At 60.4% G+C, this 15,798-nt stretch carries 16 protein-coding genes; 6 read left to right on the forward strand and 10 right to left on the reverse strand.

Features of this window, described 5'->3' with window-relative positions; translation table 11 throughout:
• Nucleotides 1-97: 97 nt before the first annotated feature.
• Complete coding sequence (locus tag B3R00_RS04270) at nt 98-1,123, forward strand: fumarylacetoacetate hydrolase family protein (protein WP_286997626.1); 1,026 nt, start codon at nt 98-100, stop codon at nt 1,121-1,123.
• A 182-nt stretch (nt 1,124-1,305) separates the two neighbouring features.
• On the opposite strand, the gene B3R00_RS04275 is transcribed toward B3R00_RS04270, so the two are convergent.
• The 5 genes from B3R00_RS04275 to B3R00_RS04295 all read right to left on the reverse strand — a co-directional run bounded on the left by B3R00_RS04275 (nt 1,306) and on the right by B3R00_RS04295 (nt 5,726).
• A complete protein-coding gene (locus B3R00_RS04275; RefSeq protein ID WP_286997627.1) occupies nt 1,306-1,515 on the reverse strand; it encodes a hypothetical protein in 210 nt (69 codons plus the stop codon).
• Nucleotides 1,473-2,423, reverse strand: coding sequence for a hypothetical protein (locus B3R00_RS04280; protein WP_286997628.1), 951 nt, complete (start codon nt 2,421-2,423; stop codon nt 1,473-1,475). Before B3R00_RS04280 ends, B3R00_RS04275 begins: the two co-directional genes overlap by 43 nt.
• A 7-nt stretch (nt 2,424-2,430) precedes the next feature.
• Complete coding sequence (locus B3R00_RS04285) at nt 2,431-2,838, reverse strand: hypothetical protein (RefSeq protein WP_286997629.1); 408 nt, start codon at nt 2,836-2,838, stop codon at nt 2,431-2,433.
• A gap of 60 nt (nt 2,839-2,898) precedes the next feature.
• The gene (locus B3R00_RS04290; RefSeq protein ID WP_286997630.1) at nt 2,899-4,443 is read right to left on the reverse strand and encodes a sensor domain-containing diguanylate cyclase; all 1,545 of its coding nucleotides are present in this window, start codon (nt 4,441-4,443) and stop codon (nt 2,899-2,901) included.
• A gap of 275 nt (nt 4,444-4,718) precedes the next feature.
• The gene (locus B3R00_RS04295; protein WP_286997632.1) at nt 4,719-5,726 is read right to left on the reverse strand and encodes a zinc-dependent alcohol dehydrogenase family protein; all 1,008 of its coding nucleotides are present in this window, start codon (nt 5,724-5,726) and stop codon (nt 4,719-4,721) included.
• A 179-nt stretch (nt 5,727-5,905) separates the two neighbouring features.
• Between B3R00_RS04295 and B3R00_RS04300 the strand changes: the two genes are divergently transcribed.
• On the forward strand, nt 5,906-6,304 hold the full coding sequence (locus B3R00_RS04300) for a winged helix-turn-helix transcriptional regulator (protein ID WP_286997634.1): 399 nt from the start codon (nt 5,906-5,908) through the stop codon (nt 6,302-6,304).
• Between the two features lie 185 nt (nt 6,305-6,489).
• Here the strand turns inward: B3R00_RS04300 and B3R00_RS04305 are convergent, their stop codons facing one another.
• On the reverse strand, nt 6,490-8,526 hold the full coding sequence (locus B3R00_RS04305) for a molybdopterin-containing oxidoreductase family protein (protein WP_286997635.1): 2,037 nt from the start codon (nt 8,524-8,526) through the stop codon (nt 6,490-6,492).
• A 330-nt stretch (nt 8,527-8,856) separates the two neighbouring features.
• On the opposite strand from B3R00_RS04305, the gene B3R00_RS04310 reads away from it, so the two are divergent.
• Entirely contained in the window at nt 8,857-9,111 is a 255-nt protein-coding gene (locus B3R00_RS04310) for an acyl-CoA-binding protein (RefSeq protein ID WP_284213749.1), read from the forward strand.
• Between the two features lie 193 nt (nt 9,112-9,304).
• Here the strand turns inward: B3R00_RS04310 and B3R00_RS04315 are convergent, their stop codons facing one another.
• Complete coding sequence (locus B3R00_RS04315; RefSeq protein WP_174862340.1) at nt 9,305-9,598, reverse strand: polyhydroxyalkanoic acid system family protein; 294 nt, start codon at nt 9,596-9,598, stop codon at nt 9,305-9,307.
• A 118-nt stretch (nt 9,599-9,716) separates the two neighbouring features.
• Here B3R00_RS04315 and B3R00_RS04320 point away from each other — a divergent pair, with 118 nt between their 5' ends.
• The 3 genes from B3R00_RS04320 to B3R00_RS04330 all read left to right on the forward strand — a co-directional run bounded on the left by B3R00_RS04320 (nt 9,717) and on the right by B3R00_RS04330 (nt 12,087).
• A complete protein-coding gene (locus tag B3R00_RS04320) occupies nt 9,717-10,331 on the forward strand; it encodes a hypothetical protein (RefSeq protein ID WP_174862339.1) in 615 nt (204 codons plus the stop codon).
• Nucleotides 10,332-10,457: 126 nt separating this feature from the next.
• Nucleotides 10,458-11,720, forward strand: a complete 1,263-nt coding sequence (locus B3R00_RS04325) for a class I SAM-dependent methyltransferase (RefSeq protein ID WP_286997637.1) — start codon at nt 10,458-10,460, stop codon at nt 11,718-11,720.
• A gap of 4 nt (nt 11,721-11,724) precedes the next feature.
• On the forward strand, nt 11,725-12,087 hold the full coding sequence (locus B3R00_RS04330) for a DUF1840 domain-containing protein (RefSeq protein ID WP_219162998.1): 363 nt from the start codon (nt 11,725-11,727) through the stop codon (nt 12,085-12,087).
• 126 nt (nt 12,088-12,213) lie between these two features.
• Here B3R00_RS04330 and B3R00_RS04335 read toward each other — a convergent pair whose 3' ends face one another.
• The 3 genes from B3R00_RS04335 to B3R00_RS04345 all read right to left on the reverse strand — a co-directional run bounded on the left by B3R00_RS04335 (nt 12,214) and on the right by B3R00_RS04345 (nt 15,694).
• Entirely contained in the window at nt 12,214-13,203 is a 990-nt protein-coding gene (locus B3R00_RS04335) for a tripartite tricarboxylate transporter substrate-binding protein (protein ID WP_286997638.1), read from the reverse strand.
• A 335-nt stretch (nt 13,204-13,538) separates the two neighbouring features.
• Nucleotides 13,539-14,786 carry a phenylacetate--CoA ligase family protein gene (locus tag B3R00_RS04340; RefSeq protein ID WP_286997640.1) on the reverse strand — a complete coding sequence of 416 codons (1,248 nt, stop codon included), beginning with the start codon at nt 14,784-14,786 and terminating at the stop codon, nt 13,539-13,541.
• Nucleotides 14,787-14,854: 68 nt separating this feature from the next.
• Nucleotides 14,855-15,694 (reverse strand): ABC transporter ATP-binding protein, encoded by an 840-nt coding sequence (locus B3R00_RS04345; RefSeq protein ID WP_286997642.1) that lies wholly within the window; start codon nt 15,692-15,694, stop codon nt 14,855-14,857.
• Between the last annotated feature and the right edge of the window lie 104 nt (nt 15,695-15,798).

Genomic DNA, 15,798 nt, shown 5'->3' on the forward strand with positions numbered 1-15,798 from the left:
GTGTGCCAGTGCATGCCGTCCACCCCAGTTCTCCTATTTTGGCAGTAGCCCGCTGTGGCTGCTGCGGTATGGCCCTAGCGTCTACAACTCTTAGCCCATGAAACTTGCTACTTACAAAGATGGCTCCCGCGATGGACAACTGATCGTGGTGTCGCGTGACCTGCGCTTGGCCTGCTACGCCACCGGCATTGCTTCACGAATGCAGCAGGTCCTGGACGACTGGAGTTTTATGGCGCCCCAATTGCAGGACGTGTACACGCAGCTCAATGCGGGCAGAGCCAAGCATGTTTTCGCATTCGATGCCTCGCAGTGCATGGCACCGCTGCCGCGCAGCCATCAATGGCTGGAAGCGGCGGCCTATCCATCTCACCTGGCGTTGACGCAGCCGCAATGGCCGCTGAGTGTGACCGAGCCGACGATGCGCCAAGGCGCGGGCGATAGCTTGGTCGGCGCCTGTGATGAAGTGGTCTTGGGCAGCGCAGCCATGGGGATCGACTTTGGCGCGGGTTTGGCGGCGGTGACAGCGGATGTGCCCATGGGCGCGTCCGCAGAACAGGCGCTGTACGGCATTCGATTGCTGATGCTGAGCAACACTTTCAGCTTGCGCCAGCTCATGCCCAGCGCACCCGGCCATGCGTGGGGCAATGTGCAAAGCTGGCCTGCGGTGGGCTTGAGCCCAGTGGCCGTGACGGTCGATGAGCTGGGCGATGCGTGGCGCGGTGGCAAGGTGCATTTGCCCCTGCACACCAGCTGGAATGGGCGCAAGGTAGGCATGTGTGACGCGGGGGAAGATATGGCGTTTCACTTTGGCCAACTGATTGCGCACGCTGCCAAAACACGCACGGTGCATGCTGGCAGCATGGTGGGAACCGGGGTGGTGAGCAATGTGGGAGCCACCACCGGCAAAGCCTCCTCACGGCGCACCGATTGGCCCAAGGGCTATCACAGCATTGCTGAAAAGCGCGCGATGGAGTTGCAACAAAGCGATGTGGCCAGCACCGGCTATTTGCAGTTTGGCGACACGGTGCGCGTTGAAATGAAAAACAAAGACGGGCTCAGTATTTTTGGTTCCATCGAGCAAACCATTGTGTCCCCGTTGGGTGAGGGCAGCAGCGCGTCTTAAGCATCAAAATGCCTTCTGGCGCTTTCTGGGTAAGCGCTGGTAGCTCATTTTTTAGATGTTTCAGGGTTGCTGCTGTGAGCGCTGTTGGCGCGCATTGATATTGACGCCTTGGCTGTGCCCCTTGTACAGGGGTGCTGTCGCTGCTGATGCGTGTTGTGGTGTGTGGGCGTGTGCAGCTGCGCTCAGTCTTGGAGGACGAAATCCATCACGTCGCCGTTGGGCTCTTCCATGTGAATGCGCACCGGCGCATAGCCTTGTGTGGCGTCGAGCCACAGCAGCGCTTGTTCTGCCTCGCCAGCGGGTGGAATGCGCCGCAGGCGCAGTGTTGGTCTGGCTCCACCGGGCAAATCTAGTATTTCCGGCGCTTGTACTTCAAAGGTCCATATCTGCATGCGGCGTGAGCCCAGGGTGGGAACTTGCAGGCGTTGCCAGCGGCACGCAGGTCTGGCGTGCTGTGCAAGATTGCAGCCAGCTGCAAGAAAACACTCAGGCGGTCTTGTGTGCCGGGGCCAATCGGCGTTGTCGGTTGCAGGGGCGTGAACGACGCTTGCTGCGCCTCCCAGTCCAGTGTGACGGAGCGTTTTTTGGCAAAGCGGCGGTCGGTAAATTCCAGCGGCTGCAAGCCCAGGGGGGTTAGCAGTCCTTGGCTGGTTTGCTCCATGGAGCCTAAGAGGAACGCGCTGATGCGCTGCCGCGCTTGGTAGCGGTTCCCGTCGATGTGCCACTCCAGTTCTGCTTGGGCGTGGTATTGCATGCCTTTGACAAAACCTGCCACCTGAAAGCGTAGCAACTTGTGCTGCGCCAGCGTAGAGCCATCGGAGGGCAGCGCCAATGTGACGGGTGCGCCTGCTGCATCTTGGACATGCAGGCGCGGGCCGGTGTTTGGGCTGTGGGCGGCGGCAGCGCTGGCGGGGGGGGCTTCAGCCAGCAGCTCTTCAGCCTGTGGTGGTAGCGCCGCCTGCGCATCTGGAGCGTTGCTCGTGGTTGTCAGCGTCGTGGCGGGGGCTGACGATGGGGTATCCACTATCGGTTTTTTGGGGGGCGCCGAGGGTGCTTGTACGGGAGACGAAGGTGCTGGTGCCCTTGGCTTGGGTGGCGTCGGCGTCAGAGGGCGTACCACGGATGCAGGGGGGGCCGCTGGACGGGGTGGCGGCAGTGGAAGCCAGACCGCTTCCAGCACATTCGGGGTGTTTGCAGAAGATTGGGGGGTTGTCGCAGGCCCGAACCAGGGGCTGAACAGCAGCGCCCAGTGCGCCGCCGCCACCAGCGCAGTCATTCCCACCACAAGGCGCTTTGACATGGTGGTATCAATCCAAGGCCTGGTGCCTGCGCAGGGTCAGGCCCCCCATCGCCAGGCGGATGGCTGACCCGCAACTGCCGAGTGCAGAAAATGCCGGAACGCCCCAGAGGCGCATATTCCAGGCAAGCCAGCTCGGGCCAATGCCCCCAATGAAAGCACGCGCCCCCACGGCCAAAGATAGCAGCAGGCGCAGTGTTTGGGGGATATCTGTCGTCTTCATAGCTTTGAACCGCCGTGCCATACCGGCAGGCATGGAGATGTGGGATTTGCTTGCCAAGTCCATGCACTCTCGCATGGAGTCACCCAGGCGCAAGGGGTTGTTGCCACGGCGGGCCATTGAGCGCTCAACCGCGACTTCCCGAACAGCAACAACAGCGGCATGCAGCATAGGCCTCTCAGCGTGGGTCAATGCCATTCAGCATAAACCCTTCGAGGCAGTGTTGCGGGTTGCGGCGGGTGACACGGTGGCGGTGAATCAGCTGGGATACACCTGTACCCGGTTGCGCCCGGCATGCTTGGCGGCGTAAAGCATGTCATCGGCTTGTTTGAACACGGTGGTCTGGCTGGGGCTGCAGTGTGGCCAGTGCGAAACCCCCACCGAGATCGTAATGTGGCCGACCACAGGAAGCTCGGTGATTTCGGCCAGATGGCGCAAACGCTCTGCCACTTGCGCGGCATCTGCCAGTGAGGCTTTGGGCAGCAGCAGCAGAAACTCTTCGCCGCCGACCCGGCAAGGCACATCGTCTGCCCTGCAGACGTCGCGCATTTGTGCTGCCAGCTGCTTGAGCACCATGTCGCCCACGTCATGGCCGAAAGTGTCATTCACGTGTTTGAAGTGGTCGATATCGATCGCCACCACCGCAAACGGAATGTCATGGCTTGCAAAGCGGGCCAAAGCCGCATCGATGTGGCGGCGGTTGCCCAGCCCCGTCAAGTGATCGGTCGAGACGTCTTGGCGCAGCTGGCTCATGTTCTGGTGCAGCAGGCCCAGGCCAACCAGCATGGCTTTTTTCAGCTCTTGCGCTTCGTAGTACCACGATTGCACCGACTGAATGGTTTGGGCCGTGTCGGCGCGGTCCATGGTGTGGGCGCCATTGGCCAGTTGCCGCAAAGGCTGGGCAATACGCCGTGAGCCCCACCAGATCACAAGCAGCAGCACACAGGTCAGCGGCAGTGTTTTGTAGAGCATGGTGCGCATCAGCGTATCCAGAGGAGCCAATGTGGCCTGCTGAGGCCGCTGTGCGACGATGCCCCAGCCAGAGCTTGGCACTTGGGCAAAACCTGCCAGCATCGGGGTGCCTTGGCTGTTGTTTACGGCCGCATAGCCCGAGTCGCCTGAGATCACCCGGTCAATCACGGTATTGCCCGTGATGACCTGGCCCACACGCTCGGGGTGGGGGTGGTAGATGATGCGTTTGGACTTGTCCACCACGTACAGGTAGGAGCCATCCGCATAAAAATGCGTGCCCAACAGGCGGTTGAGCATGCTTTCTTGCTTCAGATAGATGCTGCCGCCGATGGCGCCCAGGTATTCGCCGCTGGGTGAAAAGATGGGGTGCGAGATGAAAACAATCAGGTTGCCTGCCGCAGACATAAAGGCCTGGCTAATGACGGTGCTGCGTGTGCGCAAGGACTCTTGCACGGCTGCGCTGTCAAGCATGCGGCCTTTGATCTGCAGTGCCTCCGGTGACGTTGCAAGGACGATGGCTTGCGGGTTGTAGATGGTCACCGAGTTAAAACTCTTGGTTTGCAAGCGCAAGCGTGTCGCTTCCTGCGTCAGCATGGGCTCATCCCCCATATGGGTTGCCAGCAGCTGGGCGGTGTAGCCCAACTGCTGCAGGGCTGACTGCAAAAAATCATCGGTGCTTTGGGCCAGCTTGCGGGCATAGGCCGCGTTGCTTTCCTGGGTGGTATCGATCAACTGCTGGCGTTGAACGGTGTAGCCCGCATAGAAAGTATTGGCAAAAGGCAGCAAAGCGCTGCACAGCGTCAGCACCAAAATCAGTCGGCGTAAATTCATAGCAACACAGCAGCGGCGCAGGCCTGCCGTCAACCCATCCAAAGCGATCTATCGGTGTTCCGTATGCAGCGATAGGTGCATACGGTCTTGGCGCGAAGGGACTGACTGTGGCGACAGAAGGACTTGCGCAGTGCAGCAATTATTGACCGCTTGGCTGCTGCAGTGTGTCGGTTACCTGCTACGAAGCCCAGGCTATCGTTGCGCGATGCGGCCCCGCATGCATCGGCATGCCGGGTGTGCGAAAAGTGAGGTATGCCGCGTGCAGGGGCAGTGGGTCAGTATTCGATACAAATCTTGCCAAAGTGCTGCCCACTGTGCTGGTGGCGGAAGGCGTCGGCCAGTTGTTCCAGCGGATAGCGGCGGTCAATCAGCGGCCGCCAGGTGAATTGCTCCAGTGCGCGCACCATGTCTTGCTGGTGCTCACGGCTGCCCACGATCAAACCTTGGAGTGTTTGTTGCTTGGCCATCATCTCGGCGCTAGGGATGCTGCCTGCAAAGCCGGTGAGCACGCCAATCAGAGCAATGTGGCCACCTACGGCGCAGGCGCGGATCGACTGTGCCAAGGTGCCGGGGCCGCCCACTTCCACCACGATGTCGGCACCGCGGCCCTCTGTGGCAGCCAGCACGGCATTGCCCCATTCAGGGGTGGCCTGGTAGTTGATGACCACGTCAGCCCCCAAGGCCTTCAAGCGCTCGGCTTTAGCGGCGCTGGATGTGGTGGCGATGACGCGTGCACCCATGCTTTTGGCCATTTGCAACGCAAAAATGGAGACACCACCGGTGCCCAGTACCAGCACGGTGTCACCGGCTTGCAAGCGGCCATCAACGACGAGGGCACGCCAGGCGGTCAGGCCTGCCGTAGTCAGTGTGGCCGCTTCGGCGTGTGACCAGCCTTGGGGCGCATGGGTGAATGCCGTGGCAGGCAGGGTGACGCACTCCCGCGCAAAGCCATCGACGCCATCTCCGGGCACGCGTTGGAAGTCGCAGGGCATGTGCTTGCCTGCTTGCCATTGCGGAAAAAACGTGGAGACCACGGCATCGCCCACGGCGAATTCGGTGACGCCTGCGCCCACTGCCGTCACCACCCCCGCGCCATCGGCCAAGGGGATACGGCCGTCCGCCGTGGCATTGGACTGGGTGGCAACCAGCAGGTCGTGGTAGTTGAGTGAGCTGGCGTGGATACGCACCTGAATTTCACCGGCTTGCGGTGCTGCCGCTGCGGGCAAGGTGGTCAGGTGCAGATGGTCTAAACCGCCGGGGGCGGACAGTTGCATGGCTTTCATGGAGTGCTTTCTTGCGGGTAAGACATGGTGGGCTGCACATGGTGCGTTGAGCTGGCGTTTCAGGCCAGTACCAACATATTTGTCAGCTAGTATTAAAAATGTAAGTAATGCCTGCTTGGCAGGCGTTGCGCTAGCTTGTGCAGCGCACATCACCACAGTGTGGGTGCGCGGGAGTCGCTATGAAACGGTTGAGTAGCAAAAGCGGTTGTGCCGTAGAGGTCACGCTGTCGGTCATGGGTGGGACATGGAAGCCCATCATCCTTTTTCACCTCATGCATGGGCCCAAGCGTTTTGGGGAGCTGGGGCGGTTGATTCCGGGTATCACGCAGCGCATGCTGACCTTGCAGCTGCGTGAGCTGGAAGACGCCGGGATTGTGTTGCGCACGGTCTATGCCCAAGTGCCGCCCCGCGTGGATTACGCGCTGACGCCGCTGGGGCATTCGCTGCAGCCGGTGCTGGTGGCGCTGCGGGACTGGGGCAATAGTTACGCCCGCAGCCAGGGGCAGGAGTCTGATGTGTCTGCCGATGGTCACGCAGATCAGACAGATCACAGAGATATTGAGCAAAAATGCCGCTGAGGCAATGTGGGTATGCGCAGGCAGCTATTAAATTTTATATTGCGTGACGCAGCAGCGCGCTCGCTGCGCTGCGGTGTAAGGCAGACCCAGCCCGCAGACGGGCGCAGCGTGCGGGCTGAGGAGCATGTGTGCAGGGCTTGTGGGCCAGCGGTCAAGGTCACGCAGGAGGGGGCGGTCGGCGGCCCTCAGTGCTGGCGTTCTACCTGCACCGCACAGTCGTAAAACGCCGGTGCACGGCCGATGTCGGTGAGCTGCTGGTGGGTGAGTTCGTTCACATTCGTACCGTTGGCACCATCCTTGCGCCACCAGATGCCCAAGCCCACCACCACGCCCTGGCGCGCGCGCCCGTTCACGGCGGCATGGCAGACGTGGGCGCCACGGGCGTTGAAAACGCGCACCAGATCGCCGTCGGCAACCCCGCGTGCCGCCGCGTCAGCGGGGTGGATTTCCAGCTCCGGCCGGCCTTCGATGTGGCGCAGGGTTTTGACGTTCACGAAGGTGGAGTTTAAGAAGTTGCGCGCCGGTGGCGAAATCATTGCCAGCGGGTAGTGCTCACTCTGCATTTCATAGTTGCTCAGGTAGTCTGGAAGCGGGTTGATGCCCATTTTCTCCAGCGCTGGGCTGTAAAACTCGCACTTGCCCGAGGGGGTGGCAAAGCCGCCTTGTGCAAACGGCGCATCGGGCAGCGATTGCTGCGCAAAGCCGTGCTGCAGCAGCTGTGCAAAGTCGATGCTGCTGCCCTCCAGGGCCTGGCGGCACAAGTCTTCGTCACGGTCGTGAAAGTGGGGGGCAGCAAAGGCTGCGTCGTAGCGCGCCATGTGGGCGGCCAGTTCACGAAAGATCTGGGTATTGCTCTTGGCCTGCCCCACCGGGGCAATCGCCGGTTGGTTGAGCAGTACGTCGGTATGGCCGTAGCTGGTGTGGATGTCCCAATGCTCCAGCTGTGTGGTGGCGGGCAGCACATAGTCTGCGTAGTCGGCGGTGTCGGTCAGAAAGTGCTCCAGCACCACGGTAAACAGGTCTTCGCGGGCAAAGCCAGCGGCCACTTGGGCAGATTCCGGTGCCACGGCCACCGGGTTGCTGTTGTATACCACCAGCGCTTCAATGCGGGGCGCTTGGGTGTCCAGCAGCGCATTGCCAATCGTGCTCATATTGATGGTGCGCGGGCGGCGCTCCCCCAACAACTGCGGCATGTGCAGGCGCGCGCGCTGGACGGGGGCATTGGACGATGTGGACAGCAGCAGCCCGCCGGCACGGTGGCGCCAGGCACCTACCAGCGCGGGCAGGCACGCGATGGCACGCACGGCATTGCCCCCACCGCGGGTGCGCTGCACACCGTAGTTCAGCCGGATGGCGGCGGGCTGGGTGGTGCCGTAGTCGCGCGCCAGTTGCGTGATTTGCGCCACGGGCAGGCCGCAGACCTGGGCGGCACGCTCGGGCGGCCATTGCAGCGCGCGGGCTTTGAGTGCGTCCCAGCCCTGCGTGTGCTGGGCGATGTAGTCGTGGTCCAGCCAGTCGTGCACGATCAACTCGTGCATCAGCGCCAGCGCCAGGGCCGCATCGGTGCCTGGCAGCAATTGCAGGTGTTCATGGCATTTGTCGGCAGTTTCGGATTTGCGCGGGTCGATGCACACCAGCTTGGCACCGTGGCGCTTTGCCTCTTGGGCGATGCGCCAAAAGTGCAGATTGCTGCCAATGCTGTTGCTGCCCCATATCAGGATGAGCTTGCTTTCGGCAAAAAACTGCACATGCATGCCCAGCTTGCCGCCATAGGTGTGCAGCAGCGCCTCGCTGCCCGCACTGGCGCAGATGGTGCGGTCCAGCAGGCTGGCACCCAACTGGTGGAAAAAGCGCCGATCCATGCTCTCGCCTTGCACCAGTCCCATGGTGCCTGCGTAGCTGTAGGGCAAGATGGCCTCGGGCTGGTGCTGCGCAATCGTATGCAGGCGCTGCGCAATGTCGCTCAGGGCTTCGTCCCAGCTGACCGGGGTGAACTGCCCGCTGCCTTTGGGGCCGATGCGCTTGAGGGGCGTCAGCACGCGCTCCGGGTGGTAGGTGCGTTCGGCGTACTTGCTGACCTTGGCGCACAGCACGCCGCCGGTCATGGGGTGGTTAGCGTTGCCTTGCACTTTGGTGGCGACACCCCCCTCTACGGTCGTGACGAGTGCGCAGGTATCAGGGCAGTCGTGGGGACAGGCGCCAAGAACGGTGGTGGCAGTCATGGTGGTGCGTTGCAAAGCCAAAAATTAGAGAATGCAGATTTAAGCATGTGCCACATGCGCAGCGTGGCACAGCGCGTGCACTTGGTGTGGTTTTGTCACGTTCGGCCTTTGGCATGCGGCCACCGGCGAGCCGTCCACCGAGTGCGCGCCACCGCTCACCGCTACGGTGCTGCCTTGGATGCAAGTACGGCGTGGGATGGTTGGAAGCTAGTGCGCTGTGCAGCGCACAACACGGCGCGCAAAGCTGTGGTTTGAATGTTTAGAACGATCGTACTTTTTTGGAAAAATTTGGCTACACTGCGCCGATACCAACCATAAGGAGACCGTCGCATGTCCGACCTCAATGCTACGTTTGAAGAAGCTGTCAAAAACTCCACCGCGCTGAGCGAGCGCCCCGATAACGCCACGTTGTTGAAGATTTACGCGCTGTACAAACAAGCCACCGAAGGCGACAACGAGGCAAAAAAACCCAGCTTTACCGATATGGTGGGCCGCGCCAAGTGGGACGCGTGGGAAAAGCTCAAGGACACCACGCAGGACGAGGCTAAGCAGCAATACATTGAGCTGATCAACTCGCTGCGCTGATCGTCAGCAGCGCGAACAGCGCCAGCAGGCGCAAGGTTCTACGCAAAAAAAGGCAGCCTTGCTGCTGCCTTTTTTCGTGGCGCATGGGTGCGACCAAAAGCTAAAAGCAATAGCTGCTCACGCAAGTAAAACAATGGTTTCAGATATAAAACCATCTGAAACTGTTTAAATGCATGCGCTGGCAGCTATGGTTTTATGCAGGCTGCACCATCTCATCGAATTGTTCGTTGAGCTTGGCTTCGATTTTGTCTTGGAACATGGCGGCCAAAAAGCCCAGCTCCGCGTCGAGCTTGAGGTGGCTGGCGCTCACGTGCAGCTGGCCTTGCATGCCGTTGCCGTCAAAGTGCAGCACATCGGATTGCGCGCCAGCTTCATAGCGGCATTGCACACCGAATTTGGCATGGGCTTTTTCAGCCCAAGTCTGGGCATGTTGACGGGCGGCGGGCAGACCCAGCGTGTGCTGGCGTTCAATGGTGATGTGGGACACGGGCCAAATCTCTGAAGACGGGGGACAAAGGCGTGCATCATAAAAGTCCGCTTGGCCCAGGCATGGGCAAGGGCTGAATACACTTAGGGTTTGGTTTTGACGGGGCAGGCGTAGCGCTATGGATTTTTTGACGTGGATTATTGTGGGCTCGATGGCGGTGTATGTGCTGCAAGGCATAGAGCACCGCCGCCGTGTGCGCTTGCTGGGCGCGCACCTGGCGCCGACGCAGGTAGAAAAGCTCATGGGCGGCCTGATCGAAGGGTATATGCGCGCGCTGGATGAAAAAGATGCCGAGCGCAGCAAGCAGGTGTGGGCCATTTTGGACAACAGCGAAAAAACCCTGGCCGACCAACTCCAGCGTCTGTCGGAGACCTTTGCCCAAGAAAAAGCCGAAGACACGCGGGTGAGCACCTTGCCGCTGGCACTGCCTTATTTTGACCGTTTGATGCCATCGCACACCTTTGACATGCGCGAAGCCTTGCGTCTGCACGCCAAAGCCGTGCGTGCAGCGTGTGCCCCGGATGATGTGGATCTGGCGACTCGCAAGCGCATGGCCTTCACCATGACGGCAGAGCTGCTCTTGCTGCAACACACCTGCCACTGGTTTTGCAAAACCCGCACCATTGCCTCCATGCGCCTGATGGCGCGCCAGAAAACCCCGTATGAGCAGGTGCTCAAATCGGTCGCACCCAGCACTTTGCAGGCCTACCAGCGCTTGATTGGCAAGGGGTGAGAGCGGCGAAGCTGCGGCGGGTCGCCTCTTAAAAACCACAAAACACGCGAATCGGGAAAATTCCTGTCACGCCTGCGTGCAACGGCGTATTGACGCAGCGCATGGGCTGTCCCAAAAATAGCTGGCATGAACAACATGCTTGCCGCACTGGAGCGCCGACTGGCTGCACTCCCTGTCAGCGTGACCGTGGACTTGCCCAGTGGCCAGCGCATTGGCCCCGAGCACGCTCAGGTGCGTGTGACCTTGCGCTCGCCAGCCGCATTCATGGCTTTGGCGCAGGGCCAGATCGGCTCGCTGGGTGCTGCGGTGGTGGAAGGCTGGGTGGACTTGCAAGGCAGCATGCGCAACGTGATGGCGGTGGCCAACGGCCTGCTGCAAACCGATCCTTTGCGGGGCAATGCCAGTTGGTGGTCGCAGGCCATACAACGTGCCCGCTCCATGGCCTTGCACACGCTCGAGCGCGATGCCCAGCAAGTGCAGTTTCACTATGACTTGTCCGATGACTTTTATGCGCTGTGGCTAGACCCCCGGCGCGTGTATTCCTGTGCCTACTACCGCGACGCAGCGATGACGCTGGCACAGGCCCAAGAAGCCAAGCTGGATCACATCTGCCGCAAACTGGGGCTGCAGGCGGGCGAGCGGTTTCTGGATATCGGCTGCGGCTGGGGTGGTTTGATTATTTGGGCGGCGCAGCACTATGGCGTCAAAGCCAAAGGCATTACCTTGTCACGCAACCAGTACAACTATGTGAGTCAGCGCATTCAGGAGTTGGGGCTGGAGGCGCAAGTGCAGGTTGAGCTGTGCGACTACCGGCAGATGGCAGGCCAGCCCTTTGAAAAAATGGCGTCGGTGGGCATGTTTGAGCATGTCGGGCACGCCAACTTGGCCGAATACTTTCGCACCGTGCGGCGTTTGTTGCAGCCCGGGGGCATGGCCTTGATCCACGGCATTACCGCCGGGGGCACGCACAACCGCGAATTGGGCGCAGGCATGGGGGAGTTTATCGAGCGCTATATCTTTCCCGGCGGAGAGCTGGTGCACGTCAGCGCCGTGTTGCACGCGATGGCCGAGGCGGGGCTGGAGATGGTGGATACAGAAAACCTGCGCCCGCATTACGGGCGCACGCTGTGGGCGTGGTCGGACGCCCTGGAGTCACAACTGCCCCAGGCGCAACACATCCTGACGGCCCAGACCGACGCCGAGCGTTCTGACCGTGCTTTGCGTGCCTACCGCCTTTATCTGGCAGGCTCTGCGATGGGGTTTGAGCAAGGGTGGATGGGGCTGCATCAAATGTTGGTCATCCACCCCAGTGGGGATTTGGTGCAAGGCGCTTTGCGTGGCGCACAATCGAATTACCCTTTTCAACGGCAATACATGTACAAAGGATAAGAACATGGCATACACCTTCCAATCGCGTGCAACTGCAGACCTGATCATGCTGAAGGCAGCGGCAGAACAGATATTGAAGCTGTTGGACAAGCCTTTGCATGAAGCTGGCATTTTGACGGTGGAGCAAATTCCCGCTGCCTTGGCGACGCTGGAAAAGGCGGTGCTGGAAGACGATGCACGCCGCCAAGCGATCAAAGAGGAGATGGATGGTGTGGGTGAAAGCTCTAAGGAACAAGAGTCTGCCGCAGCAGCAGATTCAGCCAAACTGGGCCCGGTGAGCCTGCGTCAGCGCGTGGCCCCCTTGGCCGATATGCTGCGCCGCAGCGCCGCCGAAGGCAAGCCCGTGACGTGGGCGGCACCGAAATAGGTCCGTTGCAGCAGTGCCGTATGGGCGCTGCGTGCATGTCGGCATAAAAAAACCGCCCGTGGATGCATCCACGGGCGGTTTTTTGCGTCAGGCCCCTCGGGAGCCTTGCCAAGCAAGCGGGGGTGCTTAGTCAGCGAACTGGCCTGCAGCCTTGATGACCTTGCCCCAGCTCTCGATTTCCTTGGCCACAAACTTCTTGTGCTCAGCGGGTTCAACCCGGTTGTCAGCCACCACCACGGCGCCCAGGCCTTCTTGCTTCTTGATGAAGTCAGGGTCTTTGACCGCCGCCTTCAGCGCCGTATTGAGCTTGGCCAGCACGTCAACAGGCGTGCCCTTAGGGGCATACAGGCCGTGCCATACGGTCACGTTAAAGCCCTTCAAGCCCGAGGAGTCCAGCGTTGCCAGATCCTTCAGAGCAGGCGCTTTCAGCTTTTCCAGCGTGGTCACGCCGTAAGCCTTGACCTTTTTCGCTTCGATTTGCGACGAAGTATTGGTGGTCTGGTCGCACATCAGATCGATGGTGCCGCCCATCAGGTCGGTGATGGCAGGTGCTGCGCCCTTGTAAGGCACGGTGGTCATTTGCACATTCAGCGCGCTTTGGAACATCAAGCCGCACAGGTGGCCCGCAGAACCAAGGCCCGAGTGGCCAATGTTGACCTTCTCTTTTTCCTTGTTGATCCAGGTGCGCAGTTCGCCGAAGTTATTGGCTTCCAGGGTGGGGCGGCCAATGACGGTCATGGGCACATCGTTGACGATGCCCAGGAACTCAAAGTCGTTGAGCACGTTGAACGGCAGCTTGCGGTACAGCGAAGGCATGGTGGACATGCCGATGTGATTGAGTAGCAGGGTATAGCCGTCGGCTGGGGCACGCGCCACCTTGGCGGAGCCAATGGTGCTGCCTGCGCCGGCAACGTTTTCAATCACTACGGTAGCGCCGCCCAAAGGCTTGCGCATGGCTTCTGCCAAATCGCGGGCGACGCGGTCGGTGGGGCCGCCTGCCGAGAAGGGCACCACGATCGTGACGTTTTTACTGCCGGGGAAATCTTGTGCCACTGCGCCCAAAGAGGCAGTGGCAGCAGCCAACGCAATGGCAGCAATACGGAAGGATGGGGTCATGGTGAATCTCCTGATGCTTGTCGTAGCTTGTAGGTTTGTTGGGGATGCGATCCTAGGAACTCAGCGAGCAGATGCACCCCCGTGCAATCCCTGATTGGCACGAGAAAAATTCTAAGAAAGGAAATTGCTTGCGGTAGGTCAAAAAGCGGTGACTCGTGATTGCCTGCAATTTATGTAACAAAAAGCAGCAAGATCAGCTAAAAGTTTTTATTTTTATAGTTTTGAGTGATTGCAGATGGGGCGCTGCAATTGTTCGCTTCAAGTTTTTGCAGGGAAATTTTTTGCAAGGGGTGGCCATTTTTTGTATGGCGCAACCCACTTTTTGCGATGTGAAATTAAGAGTAGCTTCTGGCGTCCTCAATCACCTTGCCATCGTTGGGCAGGCTGCCGGGGGCGACCAGTTGAATGTCGGCGCGTAATTTGGTGACATCACGCACAGCCTCGCTGATGAGTTGCGCCAGCCCTTCCGATGTCTCTGCACTTTCCACCAGCAACGTCATCGTGTCGCTGGCCATCTCGCCACTGACCACCAAACGGGCTTTACCTACCTGGGGGAAGCGCTTGGCCACTTCAGAGACCTGGCCTGGGTGCACAAACATGCCGCGCACCTTGGTGGTCTGGTCGGCACGGCCCATCCAGCCTTTGATGCGCTGGTTGGTGCGGCCTGTGGGACAGGTTCCGGGCAGGATGGCGGACAGATCGCCCGTGCCAAAACGAATCAGCGGGTAGTCAGGGTTGAGGCTGGTGATTACCAGCTCGCCCACCTCGCCTTCAGGGACGGGGTCGCCCGTGCCGGGGCGCACGATCTCGACGATCACGCCTTCATCCAGCACCAGGCCTTCGCGGGCTTCGGTTTCGTAGGCAATCAGGCCCAGATCCGCGGTGGCGTAGCACTGGTAGCCTTCAATGCCGCGCGTGTTCAGCCAGTCGCGCAAAGAGGGCGGAAAGGCTTCGCCGCTCACCAGTGCCTTGCGCACACTGGGCAGGGCAACGCCGAGGTTTTGGGCTTTTTCCACAATAAGTTTGAGAAAGCTTGGGGTGCCGATATAGCCTGCGGGGCGCAGCTCCGCCATGGCCTGCACTTGCTGCTCGGTCTGGCCGGTGCCGCCGGGGAAGACAGTGCAGCCGATGGCGTGCGCGCCCGTTTCCATCATGGAGCCCGCGGGCACAAAGTGGTAGCTAAAGCAGTTGTGCACCAGCTCGCCCGCGCGAAAACCTGCGGCATAAATGGCACGGGCCATGCGCCAGTAATCGGGGCGGGCACCTTCGGGCTCATAAATGGTGCCGGGGCTGGCAAACACGCGCGGCATGTGAGGGCCAAAGGCTTGCGTGTTAAAGCCGCCAAAGGGCGTGCTGGCGCGCTGCGCCTGCTGCTGCGCCAGCAGTTCGTATTTGCGCGTGACGGGCAACTGTGCCAGGGCCGCACGGCTTTGAATTTGGGTGGCGTCTACCCCGGCCAAGATATGGGCGAACGCAGGCGAATGCGCTTGTGCATGCGCAATTTGCACGGGCAGGGCTGCCATCAGGGCGGCTTCGCGGGCCTGCGGTGAACGTGTTTCCAGTGCGTCGTAATGCGCGGACATGTGGTGTGCTCCCTCTGGCTGCGGTGCTGGGTGCCCGCAGCAGTGCGTGAATATCAAACGGTTTGCAATCAGGCCAGCCAGCGTTTGCGGCGCTTGTAGCTCTTGACGTCCTTGAAGCTCTTGCGCTCGCTGCCACCTACGCCCAGATAGAACTCTTTGACGTCTTCGTTGTTGGCCAAGTCGCTGGCCTTGCCATCCATCACAATGCGGCCGCTTTCCATGATGTAGCCGTAGTCGGCGTACTTCAGTGCCATATTGGTGTTTTGCTCTGCCAGCAAGAAGGTGACTTTTTCTTTGCTGTTGAGGTCCTTGACGATGTGAAACACCTCGTCGACGATTTGCGGCGCCAGCCCCATGGAGGGCTCATCGAGCAGCACCATGCGCGGGTTGCTCATCAGCGCACGGCCAATCGCGCACATTTGCTGCTCACCGCCCGAGGTGTAGGCCGCCTGGCTGGTGCGGCGTGTTTTCAGGCGCGGGAAGTAGTTGTAGACCTTCTCCAGATTGGCGGCAATCTCTCCCTTGTCGGTGCGGGTGTAGCTGCCCGTCATCAGGTTTTCTTCGATGGTCAGGTGGGCAAAGCAGTGGCGCCCTTCCATGACTTGCACCACGCCGCGCTTGACTAGCTCGGCGGTCGAGAGGTTGGCAATTTGCTCGCCCTCTAGCGTAATGCCGCCCTTGGTGACTTCACCGCGCTCGCCCTTGAGCAGGTTGGAGATGGCGCGCAAGGTGGTGGTTTTGCCTGCGCCATTGCCGCCCAGCAGGGCGACGATGCTTTGGTGGGGCACCTGCAGGGAAACGCCCTTGAGCACCAGAATCACGTGGTTGTAAATGACCTCAATGCCATTGACTTCCACCAAAGGTGTCGTGGCGGCAGGAGTGGAAGAGGGGTTGTGGGTTTCGGTCATGCCAATCACCTGATTCATCAATTGAGATAGCTGTCAGCGCTTGCTGTGTAAGCGCTAGGGTCATTTTTCTATGTGAAGCTAGCCCCCTGTTTGCAGCCCGGCTG

Origin of the sequence: Comamonas sp. UBA7840 (assembly GCF_002501455.1) — a bacterium.
Lineage (GTDB): Bacteria > Pseudomonadota > Gammaproteobacteria > Burkholderiales > Burkholderiaceae_C > Comamonas > Comamonas jiangduensis.

Coding starts and splice junctions, on each gene's coding strand:
- B3R00_RS04310 (WP_284213749.1), top strand. CDS start 8,857: ATGTCCGACCTCAATGCTACGTTTGAAGAAGCTGTCAAAAACTCCACC.
- B3R00_RS04270 (WP_286997626.1), top strand. CDS start 98: ATGAAACTTGCTACTTACAAAGATGGCTCCCGCGATGGACAACTGATC.
- B3R00_RS04335 (WP_286997638.1), bottom strand. CDS start 13,203: ATGACCCCATCCTTCCGTATTGCTGCCATTGCGTTGGCTGCTGCCACT.
- B3R00_RS04305 (WP_286997635.1), bottom strand. CDS start 8,526: ATGACTGCCACCACCGTTCTTGGCGCCTGTCCCCACGACTGCCCTGAT.
- B3R00_RS04285 (WP_286997629.1), bottom strand. CDS start 2,838: ATGGCATTGACCCACGCTGAGAGGCCTATGCTGCATGCCGCTGTTGTT.
- B3R00_RS04320 (WP_174862339.1), top strand. CDS start 9,717: ATGGATTTTTTGACGTGGATTATTGTGGGCTCGATGGCGGTGTATGTG.
- B3R00_RS04330 (WP_219162998.1), top strand. CDS start 11,725: ATGGCATACACCTTCCAATCGCGTGCAACTGCAGACCTGATCATGCTG.
- B3R00_RS04275 (WP_286997627.1), bottom strand. CDS start 1,515: ATGCAGATATGGACCTTTGAAGTACAAGCGCCGGAAATACTAGATTTG.
- B3R00_RS04295 (WP_286997632.1), bottom strand. CDS start 5,726: ATGAAAGCCATGCAACTGTCCGCCCCCGGCGGTTTAGACCATCTGCAC.
- B3R00_RS04340 (WP_286997640.1), bottom strand. CDS start 14,786: ATGTCCGCGCATTACGACGCACTGGAAACACGTTCACCGCAGGCCCGC.
- B3R00_RS04325 (WP_286997637.1), top strand. CDS start 10,458: ATGAACAACATGCTTGCCGCACTGGAGCGCCGACTGGCTGCACTCCCT.
- B3R00_RS04300 (WP_286997634.1), top strand. CDS start 5,906: ATGAAACGGTTGAGTAGCAAAAGCGGTTGTGCCGTAGAGGTCACGCTG.
- B3R00_RS04290 (WP_286997630.1), bottom strand. CDS start 4,443: ATGAATTTACGCCGACTGATTTTGGTGCTGACGCTGTGCAGCGCTTTG.
- B3R00_RS04345 (WP_286997642.1), bottom strand. CDS start 15,694: ATGACCGAAACCCACAACCCCTCTTCCACTCCTGCCGCCACGACACCT.
- B3R00_RS04280 (WP_286997628.1), bottom strand. CDS start 2,423: ATGTCAAAGCGCCTTGTGGTGGGAATGACTGCGCTGGTGGCGGCGGCG.